A 23,890-nucleotide genomic window follows, 5' to 3' on the forward strand; every position below is an offset into this window, starting at 1 on the left:
TTTCTCCGCACGCTTTCGAGGGCGTGTCGCAAGTGTGCACGCGGCGAGAAAACAAGCGTTATTGCCCCCCGGGAAATCCACTCCGACATGAAGGTACTCGTCACGGACCCGATCGACGACGCCGGCCTCGACCGACTCCGCGAGGCCGGTCACGAGGTCGAGACAGCCTACGACGTGGAGGGCGACGCACTGCTCTCGGCGGTCGCCGACGCCAACGCGATGATCGTCCGCTCGGGCACCGAGGTCACCGAGGAGGTCCTCGCCGCCGCCCCGGACCTGATCATCGTCGGCCGCGCCGGCATCGGCGTGGACAACATCGACATCGACGCCGCGACCGATCACGGCGTCATCGTCGCGAACGCCCCGGACGGCAACGTCCGGGCCGCCGCCGAACACTCCGTCGCGATGGCGTTCGCGACGGCGCGCTCGATCCCGCAGGCACACAACCGCCTCAAGGCCGGCGAGTGGGCCAAAAGCGAGTTCCTGGGGACCGAACTCAACAACAAGACGCTCGGCGTCGTCGGCTTCGGCCGCGTCGGCCAGGAGGTCGCAAAGCGGCTGGGCGGCCTCGGGATGGACATCGTCACGTTCGACCCATACATCAGCCAGGAGCGGGCGGATCAGTTCGGGGCCGAACTCGTCGACGAACTCGAAGCCTGCCTGGACGCCGCGGACTTCGTGACCATCCACACGCCGCTGACCCCCGAGACCGAGAACATGATCGGCGAGGCGGAACTCGAACGCATCGGCGAGGGGTACGTCGTCAACTGCGCCCGCGGCGGCATCATCGACGAGCCGGCGCTGGCCGAGGCCGTCGAAGACGGCCCGCTCAAAGGCGCCGCCCTCGACGTGTTCGGCGAGGAACCGCTGCCCGCGGACAGCCCGCTGCTGGCTGTCGAGGACATCATCGTCACGCCCCACCTCGGTGCCTCGACCGAGGCCGCCCAGGAGAACGTCGCGACCTCGACGGCCGATCAGGTCGTCGCCGCGTTCGACGAGGAGCCGGTCGCAAACGCTCTGAACGCCCCATCGATCGACGAGGCGACGTTCAAGCAGGTCCGGCCGTACCTCGAACTGGCCGAGACCGCCGGCCGCATCGCCGTCCAGCTGTTCGACGGCCACATGTCCGAGGTCCAGGTCACCTACGCCGGTGACATCGCAGACGAAGATGTCGAGTACGTCACCGCCAGCGCGCTGAAAGGCGTGTTCGCCCCCTCGGAACTCCAGGTCAACGCCGTCAACGCCCCGCAGGTCGCCGAGGACCGCGGGATCGACGTGACCGAGTCAAAGACCAGTTCCGCCGACGACTACCAGAGCCTCATCACCGTCACCGTCTCCGACGGCGAGGAGTCGGTCTCCGTCTGTGGGACCCAGTTCGCCGGCGACGAGTCCCGGATCGTCCGGATCGACGACCACCGCATCGAGGCCGTCCCGCACGGCCACATGCTCGTCGTCCGCAACCGCGACGAACCCGGGACGATCGGTTTCATCGGCACCGTCCTGGGCGAGTCCGACATCAACATCGCCGGGATGTTCAACGGCCGCGAGACCATCGGCGGGGAGGCGCTCTCGGTGTACAACCTCGACGAACAGCCCACCGCCGAGGTGCTCGACCGACTGAACGGCGACGACCGCATCATCGAGACGACCTACGTCGCGCTGGGCGACGAGTAACGGGACGTTCTCGCGACTGATTTTCGCGGCGATAACCGTTTATAGCCAGGGACGAGACCGACAGTTCAGGATGGTTCAGGACGAAGGGGAGCCAGTGACAGCCCTGCTGGTCGGGGGGGACACGCGGCTGTCGGCCCTCGCCGCTGTGCTCGCCGACGAGGGGATCACTGTCGAGACCACCGAGACGCTCTCGGCCGACACTGCCGCGGGCTGTGATCTGGTCGTCGTTCCCCACGACGAGACGACGACACCGGCCGTCGACGGCGTCGCGGCCGTCGAGCGAGCCGTCGAGACGGTCGAGTGCCCGGTCGTGCTGTACGCGGTCGGGTTCCCGGGCGCGGACGTGGCGATCGATGCGCTCGACGCGGGGGCGGCCGACGCGATCTACGTCCCGCTCGAACGGGGCGAACTGCTGGCACGCCGGGTCCGCTGTGTCGCCACCGGCGAGGACGGGTTCGCCGATCCAGCGCAACTCCTGGAGGACTTCTTCGAGTACTACACGGAGGACATCTTCATCAAGGACGACACCTCGCGGATCGCCGTCGGCAGCAACGGGACGGGCCAGCCACAGGGGTACGACCGCGAGCAACTGGTCGGGCTGACCGACTACGAACTGCTCCCGCCGGACCTGGCCGACGCGCTCTACGAGCAGGAACAGCGGATCCGCGAGACGGGCGAACCGGTCGTCAACGCGGTCGAACACTTCTTACAGGACGGCGAGGACCGGTGGGTCGCGACCACCAAGGTCCCGCGCTACGAGGACGGCGAGATCACCGGCCTGGTGGGCGGGACACGCGACGTGACCCATCTCCGGTGGCGGGAGCGACTGGTCGCCCGGCTCCACGAGGCGAGTCGCGATCTGATGCGCGCGGAGACGACGACCGATGTCTGCCGCGTCACGACCGACATCGCCGCGGACATCACGGCCCTCCCCGCGGTCCAGGTCGTCGTCCACGACGGCTCCTTGCTCACCCCGGCCGACACCGACTGCGGTTCGGTCTCGCTGTTCGCGGACTACGAGCGGTGGTTCTGGCGGGCGTTCGAGACCGGCGATCCGCAGTACGTCACCGAGGGACCGGAGGGCGAGTCGCCGACCGATCTCGCCGACCCGTCGACGATCGATGTCGCCGTGTTCCCGCTCGGTGACCACGGCGCCCTGGGGATGCGCGCCAGCGAGGCGACGTTCGACGAGTTCACGCTCGATCTGGCGAACGTCCTCTCGGCGACCGTCGAGGCCTCGCTCGACCGCGCCGAACGCGAGGCCGCCTTGCGGGACCACGAGCGGGAACTCCGTCTCCGGAACGAGCGCTTAGAGGAGTTCGCGATGATGGTGAGTCACGACCTCCGGAACCCCCTTCAGGTCGCGATGGGGGCGACCGATCTCCTCGACGCCGACTCGCCTCACGTCGACCGGATCGACTCCGCGCTCGAACAGATGGACCGCCTCGTCGACGAACTGCTCACGCTCGCCGATCGGGGCGAGATCGTCGGCGACCGCGTCGAGGTCGACCCCGCCAGACTCTCCCGGCGGGCCTGGTCGAGTATCGACACCGACGGCGTCGCACTGGAGGTCGGCGAGATCGACTCGGTCGTCGCCGACAGCGAACGGCTTCGCCAGTTGCTCGAACACCTCTTCTGGGAACTGGTTCGGAAGAACGAGGGCGGTGGGACGGTCCGCGTCGAGGAGACCGCTGCCGGGGACGGACTGGCGATCGAGTTCTCGGGGACATCCCTGCCGGAGCCGCTCACAGAGCTGTCGCTGTCCGACGGCGGACTCCCGACCGACGAGACCACGCCGTACGCCCGCTACATCGTCTCGACGATTGCCGAGGCGTACGGCTGGGCGGTCACCACGACCGGGACCGACGGGCACGCCCGGTTCGAGATCACCGGCCTGGAGGACACGCGGTGAGCGACACCGTCGCCGTCTGCTGTGTCGATCCCGACGGCCGACTCGGGACGTTCGTCGCGACGCTACGGGGGATCGACGACATCGCCGTGACCGTCGCCGACTCGGCCGACGGGGTCCGGCCGGCGGCCCACGACTGCTGTGTCGTCCTGCACGCGCCCGCGACGCCGACCCTGCCGGCGGTCGACGGCCTCACACTCCTCGATCGGCTCCTCGATCAGGGCTGTCCCGTCCCGGTCGCCGTCTACGGTCACGATATCGGCGACACCGAGTTCACGACCCGGACGTTCGCGAAGGCGGTTCTCGACGCCGGCGGCATCCCGATGACGATGGACCCCGGCCGGACCGAACTGGTCGCCCGACGGATCTACCACGCCGTCGGTCGGGAACGACACTTCCAGCACGACGCCGACCTGCTGGACTCGCTGCTGGATTACTTCCCTCACCACATCTTCATCAAGGACACCGCCGGGCGGTTCGCCGAGGCAAGCGCCGTCACGGCCCAGGAGTACGACCTCGCACGCGAGGAACTGATCGGGCTGACCGACTACGAACTGCTCCCCCGGGACCACGCCAACGACCTCTACGCGGAGGCCCAGGAGATCCTCGAAACCGGGGAGCCGATGGTGAACAAGGTCGAGTACTACGTCGACGACGACGGCCAGAGCCACTGGGTTTCGACCACCAAGGCGCCCCGGTACGACGCGGACGGGACGCCCATCGGCATCGTCGGCGGGACCCGCGAGGTCACCGAGGAGAAGCGCCAGGAACGGATGGTCCGGGCGATCTACGAGGCCAGCCGCGACCTGGTCCGGGCCAGCGACCGGGCCGAGATCGGCGAGATCACCGTCGCTATCGCCGAGGACATCCCGGCACTGCCCCGCGTTCAGGTCGCGCTCGTCGACACCTCGACGGGCGAGTTGGCACCGGTCGCGACCGACGACACCGACATCTACGACAGCTACGGCGACCACTACCGGACGGCGTTTCGGGACGGACAGGCCCAGTATATCCACACGGACGGGCGCGTCGAGACGGACCGGGAGACCATCGCCGAACCGACGGCGGCGGTCGTCCCGCTCGGCGAACACGGCGCTCTCGGGGTCACGACCGGCGAGGAGGCGGTCGACGAGTTCACCCTGGACCTGGTGACGATCCTCGCTGCCAACGTCGAGGCGGCGCTGGATCGAGCGGAGCGGGAACGCGAACTGGAACACCAAAACGAGCGCTTAGAGGAGTTCGCCAGCATCGTCAGCCACGACCTGCGCAACCCCCTGTCGGTCGCCAGCGCCTACGTCGACATCGCCCGCGACGACCCGAAAGACGAGTACTTCGAGAAGATCGACGCCGCTCTGGATCGGATGGGGAACCTGACCGACGAACTGCTCACGCTGGCGAAGAACGGCCAGACCGTCGGCGACACGGAACCCGTCGACCTCGACGAGGTGGTCACCGACGCCTGGGCGACGGTGAGTCCGTCCCGGGCCACCGTCGAGACCGACTCGCTGTCGGTGATCCGGGCGGACCGCTCGCGGCTGGTCGAACTGTTCGAGAACCTGTTTCGGAACGCCGTCGAACACGGCTCCACGAGCAATCGGCCAGAAGCCGACGACAGCGTCGAACACGACAGCAAGGGCGATACGGTCCGTATCAGCGTCGGGATGCTCCCGGACGGGGACGGGTTCTACGTCGAAGACGACGGCCCGGGCATCGACACCGACGAACGGGAGCAGGTCTTCGAGATGGGCTACACCGACTCCGCGGACGGGACGGGCTACGGGCTCTACATCGTGAAGACGATCGCGGAGGCCCACGGCTGGTCGGTCGTCGCGACGGCGAGCGCCGAGGGCGGCGCCCGGTTCGAGTTTACGCTCTAACGCTGTTCGAGAAGCCGCTCGTACCGATCGACCACCGCCTGTCGTCGCTGTCGCTCTGCCTCGACGGCCGACTCCAGCTGCGTGATCCGCTGGCGCAACAGCGCGATCTCCAGTTCGTACCGGGCGTTCGCGGACTGGCGCTGACTCTCGGCGGCAGCGGGCGTCGCCACTGATGTGTCACGTGCTTGCATACCGCTACCGTGGATATCGACGGGCAAAAACACCCGTCGGACGGCCGTCACGCGAGCGTCATCTGTCGGCCGACCCCGCCTGGCCCACGCGACTGTCTCCCGGTCCGAGACTGGCCCGTTCGGGGCCGTCCCGGACGAGTCGGGTACGTAAATGAATATCAATCTGATATTTCGATAGCTTTAAATATAATATTAAAACATGATGTAGTGGGATGTCCGCTCAGATTACAAACCCATCGGCGTTCGAGGAGGGATCGCTCGGTATCCAGGTCGCCCTGTTCATCGTGACGTTCGGGCTGTACGGCATCTTCTGGATGTACAAGGCAGCCTCGCAACTCGACTCCGGGACGGACGCTGACCTGTCACCGATACTCGTCATCGTCCCGATATACGGCATGTGGATGCTCGCCGAGGGCGCCGAAGCCGTAGCCGACCAGAGTCAACTCGTCATCTTTCTGCTCTTCTTGTTCGTGAGCCCCGCCGGGTGGTTCCTGACCCAGAGCGGTATCAACGGGACAGCGTCGGGCGGCTGAACCGACGGGTACCGTCCGACGCGGGACTCACATGAAGTCGGCGATGCCGGACTGTTTGTTGTGGTCGTTCTCGAACACCGACTCGATCGAGCGTTCGAGGATCCGTAGCCGCTGTTTCGTGTAGTCGCGGGCGCCGAACTCCTCGGCGACCCGGATGGCGGTGTCGATGTACTTGTTGACCGACCCCTCGTGGACGGTGAGGTTCACGCGCCCGCCACACTCCCGGCAGTCGCCGGTCAGCGGGACCCGGCGGTACGACTCCCCGCAGTCCAGACAGCGGGTCTCCTGGCGCGAGAAGGCCCGGAGGTTCCCGATGAGGTCGGGCAGGAAGTGGTACTCGATGATCCGCTCGGCCACGTCGCTCTCGACGACCGCGCGGAGCTTCCGGGAGATCGCCAGCTGTGCGTCCATCTTGTCCTCCATCGAGCCCAGCGTCTTGTACGCCGAGAGGTCCGGCCCGGCGGCGATGTTCGTGGTGTCGTGGGTGTGTCGGAACCCGGTGTACTCGCTGTCGGTCCCCAACGTCTCCTCGGCGATAGTCATGATCTCCTCGACCTCTTCGGGGGGTGTCAGTTCCCGCGTGGCCTCGTAGAACTCGCGGGGATACGAGTCCATGATGTCCATGTTGTGGGCCTCGTCGTCGATCTCGCTGGGGTCGATCCGGGAGGACATCACCAGCGGGGCGTCCATCCGCCCGCCGCGCTTGTTCGGCAAATATTTTCGCGAGAAGTTCAACAGGCCGTCCATCAGAAGCATCACACAATCTTCATCGCCATCGCAGTTTCGCCGTTTCGCGGCGTGGAAATACGGGTGCGCGTAGCCAACTGCTGCTGTCGTAAAACCAACAACTCTCCCGACTGTCGCCGCGCTGGTGTGGGGCGCCATCCCGAAGACGAGTTCGCCCACGAGGTCCTCGCGGTCGTCGAACTCGTAGTACCGTTCGAGCCCGTAGTACTGTTCGAGGAGGTCGTCGACGAAGCGGGCGGTCTTGAGCATGTGCTCGGCCGCGCCGTCCGAGAGGACGATGTCCTGGACCTTCAGCTCGACCAGCTGGTCGTCGTGGGTCAGCGGGTCGCCATGGATGTCGGTCCCGTAGCCAAGCGCCCGCAGCCGGTCAGCCCCGACATCCAGTTCGGCCGGTCGGACCGCCGTCACCGGGAGGTCGGTCATGTCGTAGCGGACGGTGCCGTCCTTGAACGCCGAGACGCCGTGTTTCGCCCGGAGGATTCCCTTCTCCATCGGCTCGGGCAGTTTCTCCTCGGAGGTGAGCCCCTTGACGGCTTTCAGCGTCTCGAAGGCTGTCTCGCGCTCGCCGACCGATTCGAGGGCATCGCGGTACGTCTCTTGGAGATCCAGTACCGTGTACTGTGTCGGCGACGCGAGCGTCTCACACCGGCGACACTCGGCGCGGCCGGACTCGTCGGGCTCGACCTCGGCCTCGCAGTCGGGACAGACGTACACCGTCTCGGCGAGGGTCCCGCAGTCGGGACAGCGGGCTTCGTGGGTCTCGGTCACGCAGTCGGGACAGCGCCGCCGGGCGACCTCGACCTCGACGCGGCCGGGCGTGTCGCTCATCGAGTCGGCGTGTTTCGTCGCCTTGGCCACGTCACGCTGGGCGCCGCCGGCCTCGCCGATGGGTGAGAGGGTGTGGACCGCTGGCGAGAGGTCCCGGCGTTCTGACTTCTCCGGGCGACCCATCCGGTTGCCCACCCGGGTCGGCGCCCGCTCGCGGACGGTGAAGGGCGCGACCTCGTTGACGGCCTCGATGGCGTTCTGTCCGCCCTCGCGGTCCTTGGACTCGTCGTAGCCGATGGCGTCGACGGACTCCGGTTCGCCGTACTCTCTGGCGTGTTCGGAGATATCGTCCAGCGTCCAGTCCCGTTCGAGCGCCCGTGAAAACCCGAGCGTCCGGACCAGCGGGAGCCAGTCGTCCACGATGAGCGACTCGTCGGTCTGGGTGTGCTCGACGAGGAGGTGTTCCAGCGCCCGCTGGACGGTCTCGGTCCGCGGGAGGACGAGGTCGCCGCCGGTGGCTCCGGCGCCACGCTCCGCGACGGCCCCGTCGGTCTGGACCACCTCGGCGTCGTCGATAGCGTCGGCCAGCGCGCCGACGTGTTTGACGCTCACGTCGTGCCAGAGGTAGGTGTAGGCCGGGTGGAGGGGGGCGTCGTACTTCCGGGCCCACCGCAGCGCCTCGTCGGCGCTGGGGGCCGCGAGGTCGACCGTCGGATCGTCCCGCAGCGCCTGGATGTCCGCCCCCGCCGCTTCGAGGTCCTGCTCCCACCACTCGACGGTGTAGGACGCCGGCGCGAGCGGGTGGTTGTTCTCGACGAACTCGCCGTAGTTGACCAGGTACTCCCCGAGATCGAGGATCTTCTCGACGCCGTTGCGCACCGCCAGGGCCTCCTCGGCGTCGTCGATGCGGCGCACGTCGCCGTTTGCGAGTCGGACCGTCGGCCCCTCGATGGTGTCGACGGGGACGACCCCGGCGGCTTTCCCCGGCCGCTCGGTCTTCATCTGTGTGCCCGTCGCCAGGAAGTCGTCGACCAGGTGCATCGTCGCCGGGTGGACGCCGGCGGTGGCGAACCCGTGGTTGCGCGCACGGCCGTAGCGCAGGCGAAAGCCGCCGGATTTCGAGGGGTGAGAGAAGACCGGCCGGCCGGCGATGAGGTCCCGGAGGTACTTCGTCGCCGGGTCGACGCGGGGCGGACCGGCCAAGTCGTCGTCCGCTTCGTCCTCACCGTCCGCGTCGCCGTCGTCGCCCGCACTCTCCTCGTCGGTCGCCTCGGCCGCATCGTCGCTCTCGTCGCCGTCGCTCTTGCCGATGGTGCCGTCGATGAGGTCCTGGAGCCACGGCCAGTCGACCTCGTCCAGATTCCGGGTGTAGCGCTGGATCTTCGGGGCCTTCAGCGCGATCCCCTCCGCCAGCACCAGACACATCCCGCCCCGCGGGGAGTTCGAGTCGACCCGTTCCAGGTCCCGGTAGCCCGACACCTCCTCGTCGCCGGTGGCCTCCCCGTCGAGCATGATCGGCATGTGCTCGGCGATGAACTTCGTCTCCTTCTCCTTGGGCGAGTACTGGAGGCCGGTGTCCTTGTCGTAGAGGTCGACCTCCTCGGCGTAGCGGCCGATCTCCTCCTCGCGGGCCTTGTACTGGTCGATGTCGAGCAGCGCCCGGGCGTAGTCGGCCACCAGGACAGAGAGGGCCTGTGCGGTCCCGCCCGCAGAGCGGATCGGGCCGGCGTAGTAGACGTTGATGAACTCCGTCCCGTCGTCGTTCTCCAGCAGTTCCACGCGATCGATCCCCTCGATCGGGGCGGCGACGACCCCTTCGGTCAGCAGCGCGACCGCCGTCCGGACCGCACCCTCGACTTTCCCCTCGCGGGTGTCGTAGTCGCCGACGGTCCCCTCGACGAAGTCGTCGACGAGTTCGAGCGCCGCTTCCTCCCTGCTCATCTCGCCTTCGAGTTCGCGCACCCGCTCGGCGACGCCCTCGATGCCGAGGATGTTCTCGACGCGGTCGGCCATGTCCCGGGCGGTCGGGATCTCCACCTCGGGTTTGGGGTCGCCGCCGCGCTCGCGGGCGCGCTCGGCGACGGCCATCGCGTGGTCCAGTTCCGTCTCCAGGGTCTCGAAGTACTGTTCGTCGGCCTCTCGCATCTCAGAGCTCCCAGAGGTCGAGGTCGGTCGGCTCGTCGTGGGCGCGTTCGAGGTGGGTGTCGAACGCCCGGACGTACAGTTCCCCGGCGAAGACGGTGGCGCTGTCGAGGTGGCCCGCAAGCGCCGTCCCGTCCGGCCGCGAGAGGACGGCGTGGGTGTGGGCGAACCGGTCCCCGTCCAGATGCGAGACGTTGCCCACGCAGGCGGCGACTTCCAGCGGTTCGTCGAACGTGACGGGGTCGTACGCCTGGTCCGCCTGATCGTAGAACCACAGTTCGGCGTCCTGCACCGCGCCCAGGCCGTAGAAGAAGCCGGCGTCGATCCCTTGCTCGTCGGCGAACGCCTCGATCTCGCCGCGCCAGTCGGCGCCGTGGTCCAGTCGGCAGACGTACTCGGACGTGCTGTCGACTTCCCGGTAATCCATACACGAACGGGACGGCAGGCGCCGGCAAAAACGTTGTCACCGCTGGTTCGGTCACCGCCGAGTCCCCGTCGCTGTCTCCCGCCCGAGTCAGGCCGGTAGCGACAGCGTACTGGCGGTCTGGCCCCGCTCGGCGTCGTAGAAGCTCAGGCTGTCGACGGTCCACTCGACGGGATCGATCGCCCGCTCGGTCAGCCGCTGGGCCGCCGCGGCGTCCCCGCCCCGGGCGACCGTGACGTGGGGGACGTACTCAGGCCCTTCGACGCCCTCGACCGGTTCGAACCGCTCGCAGAGCCGTTCGTGCAGCGCGACCAGCCCGGGGCTCTCGACGGCGAGGTACACCACGGGCGAGGGACCGGTCGCGGCCGTCTCGAACTGCTCGACGCCGCCGATCCGGGCCTCGAAGGTCGGCTGCCCGCGGAGGATCTCGCGCGCCTTCGACTCCAGGCGTGCGTAGGCGGCGTGGTCGCCCTCGCCCAGGCGCTTCGCCACGAGGGTGTGCTCGCCGCGGGCTCGGGGCGTCGCCGTCGGCCACTCCCGGGCCAGTCGGCCCGCCAGCGCGGTGACCGCCGAGGGGAGCGGGACGTTGAGACTGTACACACCGCTCCGGAGTGCTCCGAGCCGGTAAAACCGCGCGGTCCCGAACGGAGAGGGCAGCGGCGGCTCACCGCTGCTTGTAGAGCCACAGCACCGCCAGGGCGACGACGGCGAGTCCGATCAACGGCTGGAGCGGCCCGAGGAGCCAGCCCAGCAGGCCCAGGATCTCTTCGACGACCGCCAGCCCGACCCAGACGACCACGAGGACGAGCAGGAGCTGCAACAGCGTGTCGATGTCGGGGAGTGTGTCCATAGCTGGTGGTTCCGGAGCCGGGACAAACCTCTTGTGGCCGTCGCGGCGCCGGCCCGAGGCGTGCCAACGCGCCACGCACGGCGAGTGGACACGGAAGCTATTAGTACCAGACTTACAGTACCGTTACGTACATGACTCGGACCGCTCCCGCCGGGACGCTCGCAGGCGTCAGCGAGGGGTCCGACTCCTTCTCGCAGCGACGCCGACGACGACGGGGCCGTCTCTAGGCCCACTACTACTCCCACTCTCACGGTTCGTCTCGTCGCTGACTCCCGCCGTCGACTGTCCGGCCGGTACCCGAAATCGACAGTCACACCACCAAACCAATGTCCGAAGGAAACGGAACCGTCGCGCTCGCCTTCTCCGGTGGGCTCGACACGACAGTCTGTGTATCGCTGCTGAAAGAGGAGTACGGCTACGACGAGGTCATCGGCGTCACCGTCGACGTGGGCCAGCCCGACTACGAGTTCGAGGAGGCCGAAGAGACCGCCGAGGCACTGGGCGTCGAGCAGTACGTCGTCGACGCGAAAGCGGAGTTCGCCGACCTCTGTTTCCAGGCCGTGAAGGCAAACGCCGACTACCAGGGGTACCCGCTCGGGACGGCGCTGGCCCGCCCGGTCATCGCGAAGGCCATCCTCTCGGTCGCCGAGGAGGAGGGCTGTGACGGTATCGCTCACGGCTGTACCGGCAAGGGCAACGACCAACTGCGCTTCGAGGCCATCTGGCGCGACTCGGACCTGGAGGTCATCGCGCCGGTCCGCGAACTCGGTCTGACCCGCGAGTGGGAAAACGAGTACGCCCAGGAGAAGGGGCTGCCCGTCGAGGGCGGCGACGGCGGCCGCTACTCCATCGACACGAACCTCTGGAGCCGTTCGATCGAGGGGTCGGAACTGGAAGACCCGTCGACGATCCCGGCCGACGACATCTACAAGTGGACCGAGAACCCCTCGGGGAAGGAGTCGGAACTCGTCGAGGTCACCTTCGAAGAGGGGGTCCCGGTCGCCGTCGACGGCGAGGACCTGGGCTCGGTCGAACTGATCGAACAGCTCAACGCACAGGCCGGCGCCCACGGCATCGGCCGCACGGACATGATGGAGGACCGCATGCTCGGGCTCAAGGTCCGCGAGAACTACGAACACCCCGCGGCGACGGTGTTGTTGACGGCCCACGAGGCTCTGGAAGGGCTCGTCCTCACCCAGGAGGAACGCCAGTTCAAGGCCCAGGTCGACCAGGAGTGGTCCCAGAAGGCCTACGAGGGGCTGGTCGACGCGCCCCTGACCGGTGCGCTGGAGGCGTTCGTCGAGGACACTAACGCCCGGGTCACCGGCACCGTGACGGTGAAACTCGAAGGCGGGCACTGCCGCCCGGTCTCCCGCGAATCGGAGTACGCCGTCTACAGCGAGTCCGCCGCGTCCTTCGACGAGGAGGACATCACCGGCGGCATCACCCAGCAGGACGCCACGGGCGTCGCGAAGTACCACGGGTTCCAGTCGCGTCTCGCCAACCGGATCCTCGACGACGCGAAGAAGGGGGCGACGGTGGCCGACGGGGGGAGCGAGGACCCGACGCACGCGGACGGTGACGCAGCCAGCGACACCTCGGAGGAGTAAGCCATGGGCGACGGAGAGAACGACGACGGGGAGGTCTCGGAGAGCGCGCACGGCGACGCCGCAAGCGAGGCCGGCGAGAGCGTCGTCCGCCGTGACCGCTTCGCCGGCGGCCCCGCCCGGTCGTTCCTCTCCTCGCTCGCCGACGACGAGCGCATCTTCGCGGCGGACCTGGCGGTCGACCGCGCCCACGTCGTGATGCTCGCGGAACAGGGGATCGTCGACCGGGAGACGGCCGGCGACATCCTCGCGGCACTGGCAGCGATCGAAACGACGGGACACGCCGCCCTCCCGGACGGCGAGGACGTTCACGAGGCCATCGAGAGCGCGGTCATCGACCGGGTCGGCGCCGACGGCGGGAAGATGCACACCGCCCGCTCGCGCAACGACGAGGTGGCCGCCTGCATCCGCTATCGCCTGCGCGAGGACCTGCTCGAACTGCTCTCGGCAGTGATCGGCGCGCGCGAACAGCTACTCGCCGTCGCCCGCGACCACGACGAGACGGTGATGCCGGGCTACACGCATCTCCAGCCCGCACAGCCGACGACGGTCGCCCACTGGGTGCTGTCCTACGAACAGGCGCTCCAGCGGGACACCGGACGGCTGCTCGACGCGTACGCACGCGTGAACGAGAACCCGCTCGGGGCCGCCGCCTTCGCCGGGACGCCGTTCGACATCGACCGCGACCGGACGGCGGACCTGCTCGGGTTCGAGGGGTGCGTCGAGAACTCGATGGACGCGGCGTCGGCGCGGGACTTCCTCGTCGAGACGACGAGCGCGGTCGCGGGGCTTGCGACGACGCTCTCACAGCTCGCGGAGGACGTGGTCGTGCTGGCGAGCAAGGGCCACGTCGACCTCGACGACGACTACGCCTCGACGAGTTCGATCATGCCCCAGAAGAAGAACCCGGACACGCTGGAACTGGTCCGCGGGCGTACCGGCGACGCCGTCGCCGGACTGAACGGCCTGCTGACCAACCTCAAGGGCCAGCCCCGTGCGTACAACCGCGACCTCCAGCGGGCCGGTCGCCACGCCTGGGACGCCATCGACAGCGTCACCGAGAGCGTCGAGGTTGCCGCCGGTGCGGTCGCCACGGCCGAGTGGCCCGCCGACGCGCTCGAAGCCGCCGCGACCGACGGCTTCTCGACGGCGACCGGCGTCGCGGACCTGCTGGCGATGGCGGGGGTGCCGTTCCGGACCGCCCACGAGGTCGTCGCCGAGGTCGCGGCCGACCTCGATCCCGACGAGGACGCCCCCGACTACGACGCCATCGCGGCCGTCGCGGCGGACGTACTCGACGCGCCGCTCTCGGAGTACGTCGACCGCGCGGCCGTCGAGGCGGCGCTGGACCCGAGAGAGCGTCGCGATGCGGGACTCCCGTGGCGGCCCGGCCCCGTCGGCGGTCGCCGACCAGCGCTCGACCGCCCAGGAGGCCCTGGCCGTCGACACGGAGGCCCTCGACGATCGCCGGCGGGGACTCGAACAGGCCGCCGATCGCCTGGCGACGGAGGTCGACCGCTATGTCTGAGCGACGATCCCCGTCCGGGGACAGTATACCACAATTCTGATACTAGTATCAGTCACGCCGCGTACTACCGATCGAAACACCGTTAGCGGGTAGTACGATCACTATTTTCTGCTGACAAGTTCGAAGTGCTTAAGTGGGTCGCTGTCCGAGAGTGAGCTACAATGGCAGACTGCATCGAGTGCGGGGCGGAGGTCTCCCTGCACGAGAACCTCGAAGTCGGAGAGATCGTCGACTGTGCGACCTGCGGTGCCGAGCTCGAAGTGATCGGAACGGACCCGGTCGAACTCGACAGCGCACCCGAACTCGAAGAGGACTGGGGCGAGTGATGACCGCCGCGGCGTGGCCCAGTGTCCCGTTCGCGACGCCGGCCGACGCCGCCCGCGAACACAGCGAGGACACATGATGAAGGTCGGACTCCTCTACTCGCGTATCCGCCGGGACGAGAAGCTCCTGCTGTCGGAACTGCGCGAGCGCGACCACGAGATCGAGAAGATCGACGTTCGCAAGCAGCGGTTCAACATCTCGGAGGCGCCCGCGGCGTTCGAGGACGTGGACATCGTCGTCGATCGCTGTCTGGCGACCTCACGCAGCGTCTACGCGACGAAGTTCGTCGAGGCCTACGACGTGCCGGTCGTCAACGGTCCCGGCGTCGCGGAAGTCTGTGCGGACAAGGTGAAAAACAGCCTCGCGCTCGAACGGGCGGGCGTTCCGACGCCGGACACCGACGTGGCCTTCACCAAAGACGCCGCGCTGGAGTCGATCGAGGACTTCGGCTATCCCTGCGTCCTCAAGCCCGTCGTGGGCTCGTGGGGCCGCCTGATGGCCAAGATCGACTCCCGGTCGGCCGCCGAGGCGATCCTCGAACACAAGGAGACGCTTGGCCACTACGAGCACAAGATCTTCTACGTCCAGGAGTTCGTCGACAAACCCGGCCGCGACATCCGGGTGCTGGCGACCGACGGCGAACCGGTCGCCGCGATGGTCCGCTCGTCGGACCACTGGCTCACCAACGCCGCGAAAGGCGCCGAGACCGACACCTTCGAACTGGACGACCGGGCGCTCGAACTCGTCGAGAAGGCCAGCGACGCGGTCGGCGGCGGTCTGCTCGGCGTCGACCTGATGGAAGTCGGGGTGTCACAAAGCGACACCCAGGACGCGAGCGGCGACGAGCCGCGAGCGCGCGAGCCCGACGACTACACCGTCCACGAGGTCAACCACACCGTCGAGTTCAAGGCGCTGAACGAGGTCAGCGATGTCGACGTGCCTTCGAAGGTAGTCGACTGGCTGGAAGCGAAAGCCCAGGCCTCGGAGGTGACGGCATGAGCTACACCGCGAGCGTCGTCGGCGGGTCGGGCTTTACCGGCGGGGAACTGCTCCGCCTGCTCGACGGCCACCCCGAGTTCGAACTGGCCCAGGCGACCAGTCGCTCGAAGGAGAACAAGACCATCGGCCACCAGCATCCGAACCTCCGGCATACGGATCTGCGTTTCTCCTCGCCGGAGGACCTAGAGTCGGTCGACGTGCTCTTCGCCGCGACGCCACACGGCGTCTCGATGGAGCAGATCGACCGGTTCCGGGACGCCGCCGACACGGTCGTCGATCTCTCGGCGGACTTCCGCCTCGACACGGAGGCCCAGTACGACGAGTGGTACGACGGCCACACGCGGCCGGACCTGCTTGCCGACAGCGAGTACGCGCTGCCGGAACTCAACCGCGAGAACCTCGCGGGCGCGGACCTCATCGCCTCCGGGGGCTGTAACGCCACGGCGACGATCCTGGGACTGCTCCCGCTGTTCGAGGCCGACGTACTCGGCGGTGACGAGCAGATCGTCGTCGACGTGAAGGTCGGTTCCAGCGAGGGCGGGGCCGGCGGCGGCGAGGCGTCGTCCCACCCCGAGCGCAGCGGCGTCGTCCGTCCGTACGCGCCGACAGGCCACCGCCACGAGGCCGAGATCCAGCAGTTCCTCGGCGTCGATGTCTCCTTTACCGTCCACGCGGTGGAGATGACCCGCGGCGCGAGCGCGACCTGCCACGTCTTCCCCGACGGCCCGGTCTCGAAGGGCGATCTCTGGAGCGCCTACCGTGGCAGCTACGAGGACGAACCGTTCGTCGAACTCGTCGCCGGCGGTGGCGGCGTCTACCGCTACCCCGAACCGAAGGCCGTCGCGGGGACGAACAAAGCGGAGGTCGGCTTCGAACTCGACCCCGGCAACAAGCGTCTGGTCGTCTTCTCGGCCATCGACAACATGATGAAGGGGTCGGCCGGCCAGGCCGTCCACGCGGCCAACGTCGCGCTGGGTATCGAGGAGACGGCGGGCCTGGAGTTCCAGGGGCTCCACCCCGTCGGCGCACCATAACACGGAGGCTTTTTCATGACAGTAGTTATCAAAGTCGGCGGCGCTCGGGCGGTCGATCCCGCCGGCGCGCTCGCCGATGTCGCCACACTTGTTTCGAACGGAGAGCAGGTCGTCGTCGTCCACGGCGGCTCCACGAAAGTCGACGAGACGCTCGACCGACTCGGGATCGACCCCGAGTACGTCGAGACGCCCGGCGGCGTCGTCGGGCGATTCACCGACGAGGCCACGATGGAGGTCTTCGAGATGGCCTTCGGCCACCTCAACACCCAACTCGTCGCCGGCCTCCAGAGCGAGGGCGTCGACGCGGTCGGGCTGAACGGCGTCGACGGGAAACTCCTCTATGGCCCCCGCAAGTCCGCGGTCCGGGTCGTCGAGGACGGGAAGAAGAAGATCAGACGGGGCGACCACTCCGGGACGATCAAACAAGTCAACGGCGACCTGCTCGAATCGCTGCTTTCGGACGGTTACACGCCGGTCGCCGCGCCGCCGATGGCAGGCGACGATGATGGCGAAATCATCCCGGTCAACACCGACGCCGACCGCTCGGCGGCCGCGATCGCCGCCGAACTCGAGGCGACCCTGGTCCTGCTCACGGATGTCGAGGGCGTCTACGAGGACCCCGACGATCCCGCGACGCTGATCGAGTCCGTCGAGACAGGCGAGGACTGGACGGCTCTGGAAGAGGCCGCAGAAGGGTTCATGGGCCGGAAGGTCATGGCCGCCGAGGAGGCGCTCGACGGCGGCGCACCCGAAGTCGTGGTCGCGGACGCCAACGCCGACGACCCGATCACCTCTGCCCTCGAAGGTAGCGGAACGCATCTCCACGCGAGCGCACTCACGACGGAGGAACACACATGAGCGGATTCGTCTTCAACGAGAAACCGATCCAGATCGAACGCGGCGACGGCGCGTACGTCTACGACGACGACGGCACAGAGTATCTCGACATGGGGGCCTCGTACGCCTGTGTCCCGCTGGGACACGGCCACGAGGCGGTCCAGGACGCCGTCACCGAGCAGTTCGAGAAGCTGACCTACGTCCAGGCGTCGTACCCCAACGCCCAGCGGACGGCGCTGTACGAACTGCTCGCCGACACGGCACCCGACCCCATCGACAAGACCTGGCTCTGTAACTCCGGGACCGAGGCCAACGAGGCCGCGCTGAAGTTCGCCCGGTCGGCCACCGGCGAGTCGAAGGTCGTCGCCACCATGCAGGGCTTTCACGGCCGGACGATGGGATCGCTGGCGACGACCTGGAAGGACAAGTACAAGAAACCGTACGAGCCCCTGATGGGTGACGTGGAGTTCGTCCCCTACGACGACGCGGAAGCACTCGACGAGGCCGTCGACGAGGAGACGGCGGCCTTCATCGTCGAACCCGTCCAGGGCGAGGGCGGCATCAACCCCGCCTCGACCGAGTATCTGGAAGCGGCCCGCGAGATCACCGAGGAGGCGGGCGCGGCGCTGATCTTCGACGAGGTCCAGACCGGGATGGGGCGGACCGGCGCGCTGTGGAACTCCCAGCGGGCCGCCGTCACGCCCGACATGATCACCTCGGCGAAGGGACTTGGCAACGGCTTCCCGGTCGGCGCGACGCTGTGTCGGGACTGGATCGCCCAGGACTACGGCTCCCACGCCTCGACGTTCTCGGGCGGCCCGGTCATCTCCGCGGCCGCCGGGGCGACCGTCTCGACCATCGTCGAGGACTCGGTGCCGGGCAACGCCGCCGTGATGGGCGAGTACCTCCAGACCGAACTGGAAGCGGCCATCGGCGACGAGGTGCGTGACATCCGCGGCGAGGGGCTGATGATCGGCGTCGAGGTCGGCCGTGGGGCCAACAAGGCCCTGAAGCAACTGGCACTGCACCACCAGGTGCTCGCGCTGCCGGCCGGTCGAACCGTCGTGCGCCTGCTCCCGCCGCTGACCATCGACGAGGCCCACGCCGACGCCGTCGTCGAGGCGATGGCGGAGGTGGTCGGATGAGCGAAGCCGCCGCCCGCGAGGTCGACACCGAGGCCCGCGAGTTGCTGGAGGCGGTCGTCCGCACCCCCTCCGTCTCACGGAACGAGCGCGAGGCCGCCCAGCGCCTGGTCGAGTTCTTCGAGGCCCACGACCGCGAGGTCTGGATCGACGAGGTCGGCAACGTCCGCGCGCCGGCCGACGACGGCGTCCTGCTGACCTCCCACATCGACACCGTGCCCGGCGACATCCCGGTCCGGGTCGAGGAGTCGAGCGAGGGCGACGTACTGTGGGGCCGAGGCAGCGTCGACGCGAAGGGGCCGCTCTGTGCGATGGCCGTCACCGCGGTCCGCACTGGGGCCTCCTTCGTCGGCGTCGTCATGGAGGAAGTCGACTCCACCGGCGGCCGCCACCTCGTCGAGGACCGCGAGTCCGCGCCGGACGCCGTCATCAACGGCGAGCCCTCCGGCTGGGAGGGGATCACGCTGGGCTACCGGGGGCTGCTCGGTGGTGCCTACGTCGCCACCAGCGAATCGGGCCACTCCTCGCGGCCCGAGAACAACGCCATCCAGGACGCGATGGACTGGTGGGCCGCGGTCGAGGACGAGTTCGCCAAAGACGAGTGGCACCCCGTCTTCGAGCGGGTCACCTGCAAACCCGTCGACTTCGACGGGGGGATCTCCGACGACGGCCTCTCGGTCGAGGCGACGATGCAGGTCCAGTTGCGCGTCCCGCCCGAATACGCGACCGACGAGATCCGCGAGATCGCCGACGGCTATCTCCAGAACGGCACCGTCAACTGGGACGACTGGGTCGAGCCGGTGATGGAGAGTCCCCGGACCAGCGTCGCTCGCGCGTTCCGGGCCGCGATCCGGAGCCACGGCGGCGAACCCCACCTCCTGCGCAAGACCGGCACCAGCGACATGAACATCTACGCTCAGGCCTGGGACTGCCCGATGGTCACCTACGGCCCGGGCGACTCGGACCTGGATCACGCACCGAACGAACACCTCCACCTCACGGAGTACGACCGCTCGGTCGCCGTCCTCGAAGACGTGACCGAACGCCTGCTGTAACCATGCCCACGCACCTGCTCGATGTCGACGACCTGACGACCGAGGAACTGACTGCGGTGCTCGACCGCGCCGCCGAGATCAAAGGCGACGGGGCCGACGACCCCCTCCACCAGCAGACGCTGGGGATGATCTTCGAGAAGCCGTCGACCCGGACACGGGTCTCCTTCGAGACCGGGATGACACAACTGGGCGGCCACGCCGTCTTCCTCGGCCCCGACGACATCCACCTGGGCCACGGCGAACCGGTCAAGGACACCTCTCGTGCGCTCTCCCGGTACGTCGACTTCGTGATGGCCCGCGTCTTCGACCACGCGGACGTGGTGGAACTGGCCGAGTACGCCGACGTGCCGGTGATCAACGCCCTGACCGACGACGCCCACCCCTGCCAGACGCTGGCGGACCTGCTGACGATCCGCGAGCAGTTCGGTGACTTCGACGTGTCGGTCGCCTGGGTCGGCGACGGCAACAACGTCTGCCAGTCGTTCGTCCTGGGCGCGGCGATGGCGGGGATCGACCTCACCGTCGCCACGCCCGAGGGCTACGAGGTCGACGACGACGTGCTGGAACGGGCAGCCGGCTTCGACAACGCGCCCGAGACGACCCACGATCCGCAGGCGGCCGTCGCCGACGCCGACCTCGTCTACACCGATGTCTTCGTCAGCATGGGCCAGGAGGACCGCCGCGAGGAGAAACTCGCCGACTTCGACGGGTTCCAGGTCACGACGGACCTGCTCGGCGACCGCCCGCTCATGCACTGCCTGCCCGCCCACCGCGGCGAGGAGGTCACCGACGAGGTCGTCGAGTCGGACAACGCCATCGTGTGGGACCAGGCCGAGAACCGGCTCCACGCGCAGAACGGGCTGCTGGTGTGGCTGGCCGAACAGTAGCGAGAGCCCGAGCGAAGCGAAGGTCTCGATAGCGAGCGGCGACTGCCGCGGGCAGCCATCCCGGGCTGACCGAAGGGAAGCGCGGCTTTTCCCCACGTTTTTGCGCGAGCGAGAGCTGCCGCCACCCGCTCACCGCGTCGTGGCGACGACCCCCGCGCCGCGATCGCGGGTTTATGCCGCTCGGACGCCTCACGCTACTATGCGATACTTCCTCACCGGGGGAACGGGATTCGTCGGCGGCCACGTCGCGACACACCTGCTCGACGCCGGGCACGAGGTGGTCGCGCTCGCGCGCCAGCCCTCGAAGGCAACAGCCCTCGACGCCGCCGGCGCCGAGGTCGTCGAGGGCGACATCCTCGACCCGGAGACGATGCGGGAGCCGATGGCCGGCGTCGACGGCGTCTTCCACGTCGCCGGCTGGTACGACATCGGGGCCGACGACCCGACCCTTGGCGACCGCATCAACGTCGAGGGGACCCGCAACGTCCTGGAACTGATGGCCGACCTGGACGTTCCGAAGGGCGTCTACACGAGCACGCTCGCGGTCAACTCCGACACCGGCGGACAGGTCGTCGACGAGAGCTACCGCTTCGCGGGCCGGCACCTGACCGCCTACGACCGGACGAAGTGGGAGGCCCACTACGAGGTCGCCGAGCCGATGGTCGAAGACGGTCTCCCCCTGGTGACGGTCATGCCCGGACTCGTCTACGGCCCCGGCGACACCAGCGTCTTCGGCGACGCCCTTCGTGACTATCTCCGCGGTGCGCTCCCGGTAATCCCCCGCGGGGTAGCGTACTCGCCGGGCCACGTTGAGGACATCGCCCGGGCGCACGTCCTGGCGATGGAGGCGGGGACGCCCGGCGAGTCGTACAACGTCTGTGGCGAGCCGGCGACGCTGGTCGACCTGTTCGACATCGTGGCCGACGTGAGCGGCCGGGACCCGCCGCGGGCCGTCTCACCGGCGCTGTTCCGCGCGCTCGCACCGGTCGCCGGCCTGCTGGAACGTGTCGTGACGCTGCCAAAAGAGTACCGTGCCGAGAGCCTGCGCGTCCTCGGCGGCGTCACGTATCTCGGTGACAACAGCAAGGCGACCGCGGAACTCGGACTGGACCACCGGCCCCTCCGGACCGGGGTCGCGGCGACCGTCGAGCACGAACTGGCACGGCTTGCCGACGGGGCGTAGTTCCACCCGAAACACCACCCTTTTCGATACGTTTGTGGGTTGTTCTCACCGGAGAGTGGACGGGGCTCGCACCGATCTCCACCCGAAGCGAGGGCCTTTTTTCTCCGGATGTCAACAGTTCTCTCCCCTGCTCGTCGGGCCACGGTGATCGTGGACACCCCCCTCTCCAGACGAAACGGTGGCCTTTTCGTTACGGTTGCGAACTGTTGGCACAGTAGCTCGGTCGGTGGTCGGCCCACCGTCCACGTCGGCGGACCGGCCGACGCTCGGGCGTCCCGGTAACACCGACTTTACCGGGTGAGCTCCGGGTAACGACCTCGTTTATGCGCCCCGCGGTGGTACGACTGCCCACATGGCAGTCTCCAGGAACCAGCTCCCCGAGTCGATGGTCGACGACGAACCGGCGCTCGACGAGGTGATGGCCTGTGTCTTCGGCGTCCAGGCACACGAGGTCCGGACCTACCAGGCGCTGCTCTCGGCTCCGGGCAGTACCGTCGAGGAACTCGCGGCGGCGCTCGACCGGGACCGCTCGAACGTCAACCGCTCGCTGTCGACGCTTCTGGACAAGGGGCTTGCGAGCCGCGAACGGCGGCTGCTCGACGGCGGCGGCCACGTCTACCAGTACACCGCGACGCCGGGTCCGGAGGCCCGGCAACTGATGCACGAGACGCTCGAACAGTGGACCGCGGCCGTCCACGACCGCATCGACGAGTTCGCGGCCGGCACGGAGTGACACAGCGGCCAACCGTCCGACTTTTGCCCGCCCGGGTCCTGCGCTTGCACAATGGCCGATCTGCAACTGACCGACCGCGTTCCCGCGGAAGCCGACGACGGCGTCTGGCTCGCCTGTATCGAGTGTGGGGAGTCGTTCGCTCCCTTCGCCGAGATCCGCTACACCTGCGACCACTGTGACGGACTGCTCGAAGCCCGCTACGCCGAGCTCCCGACCTGGGAGGACTTCGAAGACGAGGGGCGTGGCGTCTGGCGCTACCACGACGCACTGCCCTTTGCGGAGGGCGTGACGCTTCCCGAGGGGGACACGCCGCTGCACGAGGTTCCGCGACTGAAAGACGACATCGGCGTCGCGAACCTCCGGATCAAACACGAGGGGATGAACCCCACCGGGTCGTTCAAGGACCGCGGGATGACCGTCGGGGTCCGGGTCGCACAGGAGGTCGGCGTCGACCGGCTGGCGTGTGCCTCGACGGGCAACACGTCGGCGGCGCTCGCCGCCTACGGCGCCCGCGGCGGGATGGAGACGCTGGTCTTGCTGCCGGCCGGCAAGGTCGCGGCCGGCAAGATCGCCCAGGCCAGTCTCCACGGTGCCCGTATCCTCGAAGTCGACGGGAACTTCGACCAGTGTCTCGACATCGTCCAGGACCTCGCGAGCCGCGGCGAGGCGTACCTCCTGAACTCGCTGAACCCCTTCCGTCTGGAGGGCCAGAAGACGATCGGTCTGGAGATCATGGAGGAGTTCTACGCCGACAACGGCGAGTACCCCGACCGGATCGTCCTGCCGGTGGGCAACGCCGGCAACACCGCGGCGCTGTACAAGTGTTTCCGCGAACTCGTCAAGGCCGGTGCCATCACCGAGGACCAGGTCCCGAAACTCACCGGCGTCCAGGCCGAGGGCGCGGCGCCGATGGTCGAGGCGATCCGGGAGGGCAACGACGAGACCCGGCGCTGGGACGATGTCGAGACGATCGCGACGGCGATCCGTATCGGCAACCCGGTCAACGCCCCGAAGGCGCTGCCGGGCATCCGCGAGACCGGCGGGACCGCCGTCGCCGTCTCCGACGAGGAGATCACCGCGGCACAGCGCGCCCTCGCCGGCGAGGGCGTCGGCGTCGAACCCGCGTCGGCCGCCTCCGTCGCCGGCCTGCGGAAACTCCGTCGCGAGGGCGACGTCGGGGCCGACGAGTCCGTCGTCTGTCTGACCACCGGCCACCTGCTCAAAGACCCCGACGCCGCCGCGAAGGCGGGTGTCGACCCCGAGCCGGTGCCAAACGACACCGACGCCGTTCTGGAGCACATCGACGAGGGGTCGTCGGTCGTCGAGACGGTCCGTCGACAGGCCGCGAAGGCCGCCGACTCGCCGCTGCCGGCACTGATCGCCGGCGGGCTCGGCGCCGCGTATCTCTACCGGAAGCTCCGCTCGAAGTAACGCTGCTGGGAAACG

20 protein-coding genes and 1 pseudogene are annotated in these 23,890 nt (G+C 68.4%); 16 read left to right on the forward strand and 5 right to left on the reverse strand.

The window, feature by feature from the left end:
• Positions 1-87 precede the first annotated feature (87 nt).
• The 3 genes from serA (at position 88) to P1L40_RS09775 (ending at position 5,460) form a co-directional block, all read left to right on the forward strand.
• Positions 88-1,674, forward strand: a complete 1,587-nt coding sequence (gene serA, locus P1L40_RS09765) for a phosphoglycerate dehydrogenase (RefSeq protein WP_284006661.1) — start codon at positions 88-90, stop codon at positions 1,672-1,674.
• Positions 1,675-1,744: 70 nt separating this feature from the next.
• The gene (locus tag P1L40_RS09770) at positions 1,745-3,586 is read left to right on the forward strand and encodes a PAS domain-containing sensor histidine kinase (protein ID WP_284006663.1); all 1,842 of its coding nucleotides are present in this window, start codon (positions 1,745-1,747) and stop codon (positions 3,584-3,586) included.
• Positions 3,583-5,460 carry a sensor histidine kinase gene (locus tag P1L40_RS09775; RefSeq protein ID WP_284006665.1) on the forward strand — a complete coding sequence of 626 codons (1,878 nt, stop codon included), beginning with the start codon at positions 3,583-3,585 and terminating at the stop codon, positions 5,458-5,460. The genes P1L40_RS09770 and P1L40_RS09775 overlap by 4 nt, the downstream gene beginning before the upstream one ends.
• Here P1L40_RS09775 and P1L40_RS09780 read toward each other — a convergent pair.
• Positions 5,457-5,651, reverse strand: coding sequence for a hypothetical protein (locus P1L40_RS09780; protein WP_284006666.1), 195 nt, complete (start codon positions 5,649-5,651; stop codon positions 5,457-5,459). The two genes, P1L40_RS09775 and P1L40_RS09780, sit on opposite strands and share 4 nt — an antisense overlap.
• Positions 5,652-5,863: 212 nt before the next feature.
• Here P1L40_RS09780 and P1L40_RS09785 point away from each other — a divergent pair, with 212 nt between their 5' ends.
• Positions 5,864-6,184 (forward strand): DUF4234 domain-containing protein, encoded by a 321-nt coding sequence (locus P1L40_RS09785; protein ID WP_284006667.1) that lies wholly within the window; start codon positions 5,864-5,866, stop codon positions 6,182-6,184.
• Positions 6,185-6,211: 27 nt separating this feature from the next.
• Here P1L40_RS09785 and P1L40_RS09790 read toward each other — a convergent pair whose 3' ends face one another.
• From P1L40_RS09790 to P1L40_RS09805, 4 genes are all read right to left on the reverse strand, one after another.
• Positions 6,212-9,844 (reverse strand): DNA polymerase II large subunit, encoded by a 3,633-nt coding sequence (locus P1L40_RS09790; protein WP_284006668.1) that lies wholly within the window; start codon positions 9,842-9,844, stop codon positions 6,212-6,214.
• 1 nt (position 9,845) lies between these two features.
• Complete coding sequence (locus P1L40_RS09795; RefSeq protein WP_284006670.1) at positions 9,846-10,268, reverse strand: PPC domain-containing DNA-binding protein; 423 nt, start codon at positions 10,266-10,268, stop codon at positions 9,846-9,848.
• An 87-nt stretch (positions 10,269-10,355) separates the two neighbouring features.
• Entirely contained in the window at positions 10,356-10,865 is a 510-nt protein-coding gene (locus P1L40_RS09800; RefSeq protein ID WP_284006672.1) for a 2'-5' RNA ligase family protein, read from the reverse strand.
• 64 nt (positions 10,866-10,929) lie between these two features.
• Positions 10,930-11,115 carry a DUF7554 family protein gene (locus P1L40_RS09805; RefSeq protein WP_284006673.1) on the reverse strand — a complete coding sequence of 62 codons (186 nt, stop codon included), beginning with the start codon at positions 11,113-11,115 and terminating at the stop codon, positions 10,930-10,932.
• 326 nt (positions 11,116-11,441) lie between these two features.
• Here P1L40_RS09805 and P1L40_RS09810 point away from each other — a divergent pair, with 326 nt between their 5' ends.
• The 12 genes and pseudogenes from P1L40_RS09810 to thrC all read left to right on the forward strand — a co-directional run bounded on the left by P1L40_RS09810 (position 11,442) and on the right by thrC (position 23,875).
• Entirely contained in the window at positions 11,442-12,725 is a 1,284-nt protein-coding gene (locus P1L40_RS09810) for an argininosuccinate synthase (RefSeq protein WP_284006674.1), read from the forward strand.
• A 3-nt stretch (positions 12,726-12,728) separates the two neighbouring features.
• Positions 12,729-14,250 (forward strand): annotated as a pseudogene (gene argH / locus P1L40_RS09815) (argininosuccinate lyase).
• 161 nt (positions 14,251-14,411) lie between these two features.
• The gene (gene lysW, locus P1L40_RS09820; protein WP_284006676.1) at positions 14,412-14,576 is read left to right on the forward strand and encodes a lysine biosynthesis protein LysW; all 165 of its coding nucleotides are present in this window, start codon (positions 14,412-14,414) and stop codon (positions 14,574-14,576) included.
• A gap of 76 nt (positions 14,577-14,652) precedes the next feature.
• A complete protein-coding gene (locus tag P1L40_RS09825) occupies positions 14,653-15,573 on the forward strand; it encodes a RimK family alpha-L-glutamate ligase (protein WP_284006678.1) in 921 nt (306 codons plus the stop codon).
• A complete protein-coding gene (argC, locus tag P1L40_RS09830) occupies positions 15,570-16,607 on the forward strand; it encodes an N-acetyl-gamma-glutamyl-phosphate reductase (RefSeq protein WP_284006679.1) in 1,038 nt (345 codons plus the stop codon). Before P1L40_RS09825 ends, argC begins: the two co-directional genes overlap by 4 nt.
• A gap of 15 nt (positions 16,608-16,622) precedes the next feature.
• Positions 16,623-17,465: an acetylglutamate/acetylaminoadipate kinase gene (locus P1L40_RS09835; RefSeq protein ID WP_284006680.1), complete on the forward strand. Its 843-nt coding sequence runs from the start codon at positions 16,623-16,625 to the stop codon at positions 17,463-17,465.
• Entirely contained in the window at positions 17,462-18,589 is a 1,128-nt protein-coding gene (locus P1L40_RS09840) for an aspartate aminotransferase family protein (RefSeq protein WP_284006681.1), read from the forward strand. The genes P1L40_RS09835 and P1L40_RS09840 overlap by 4 nt, the downstream gene beginning before the upstream one ends.
• Positions 18,586-19,641 (forward strand): [LysW]-lysine hydrolase, encoded by a 1,056-nt coding sequence (locus tag P1L40_RS09845; protein WP_284006682.1) that lies wholly within the window; start codon positions 18,586-18,588, stop codon positions 19,639-19,641. The genes P1L40_RS09840 and P1L40_RS09845 overlap by 4 nt, the downstream gene beginning before the upstream one ends.
• Before the next feature lie 2 nt (positions 19,642-19,643).
• Entirely contained in the window at positions 19,644-20,528 is an 885-nt protein-coding gene (gene argF / locus P1L40_RS09850; RefSeq protein ID WP_284006684.1) for an ornithine carbamoyltransferase, read from the forward strand.
• A 199-nt stretch (positions 20,529-20,727) separates the two neighbouring features.
• Positions 20,728-21,711 carry an NAD-dependent epimerase/dehydratase family protein gene (locus tag P1L40_RS09855; RefSeq protein WP_284006685.1) on the forward strand — a complete coding sequence of 328 codons (984 nt, stop codon included), beginning with the start codon at positions 20,728-20,730 and terminating at the stop codon, positions 21,709-21,711.
• Between the two features lie 352 nt (positions 21,712-22,063).
• Positions 22,064-22,444: a helix-turn-helix domain-containing protein gene (locus tag P1L40_RS09860; RefSeq protein ID WP_284006686.1), complete on the forward strand. Its 381-nt coding sequence runs from the start codon at positions 22,064-22,066 to the stop codon at positions 22,442-22,444.
• A 51-nt stretch (positions 22,445-22,495) separates the two neighbouring features.
• Complete coding sequence (thrC, locus tag P1L40_RS09865) at positions 22,496-23,875, forward strand: threonine synthase (RefSeq protein ID WP_284006687.1); 1,380 nt, start codon at positions 22,496-22,498, stop codon at positions 23,873-23,875.
• The last annotated feature ends 15 nt before the right edge of the window (positions 23,876-23,890 follow it).

The organism is Haloarcula pelagica, assembly GCF_030127105.1.
GTDB classification, from domain to species: Archaea; Halobacteriota; Halobacteria; order Halobacteriales; family Haloarculaceae; genus Haloarcula; species Haloarcula pelagica.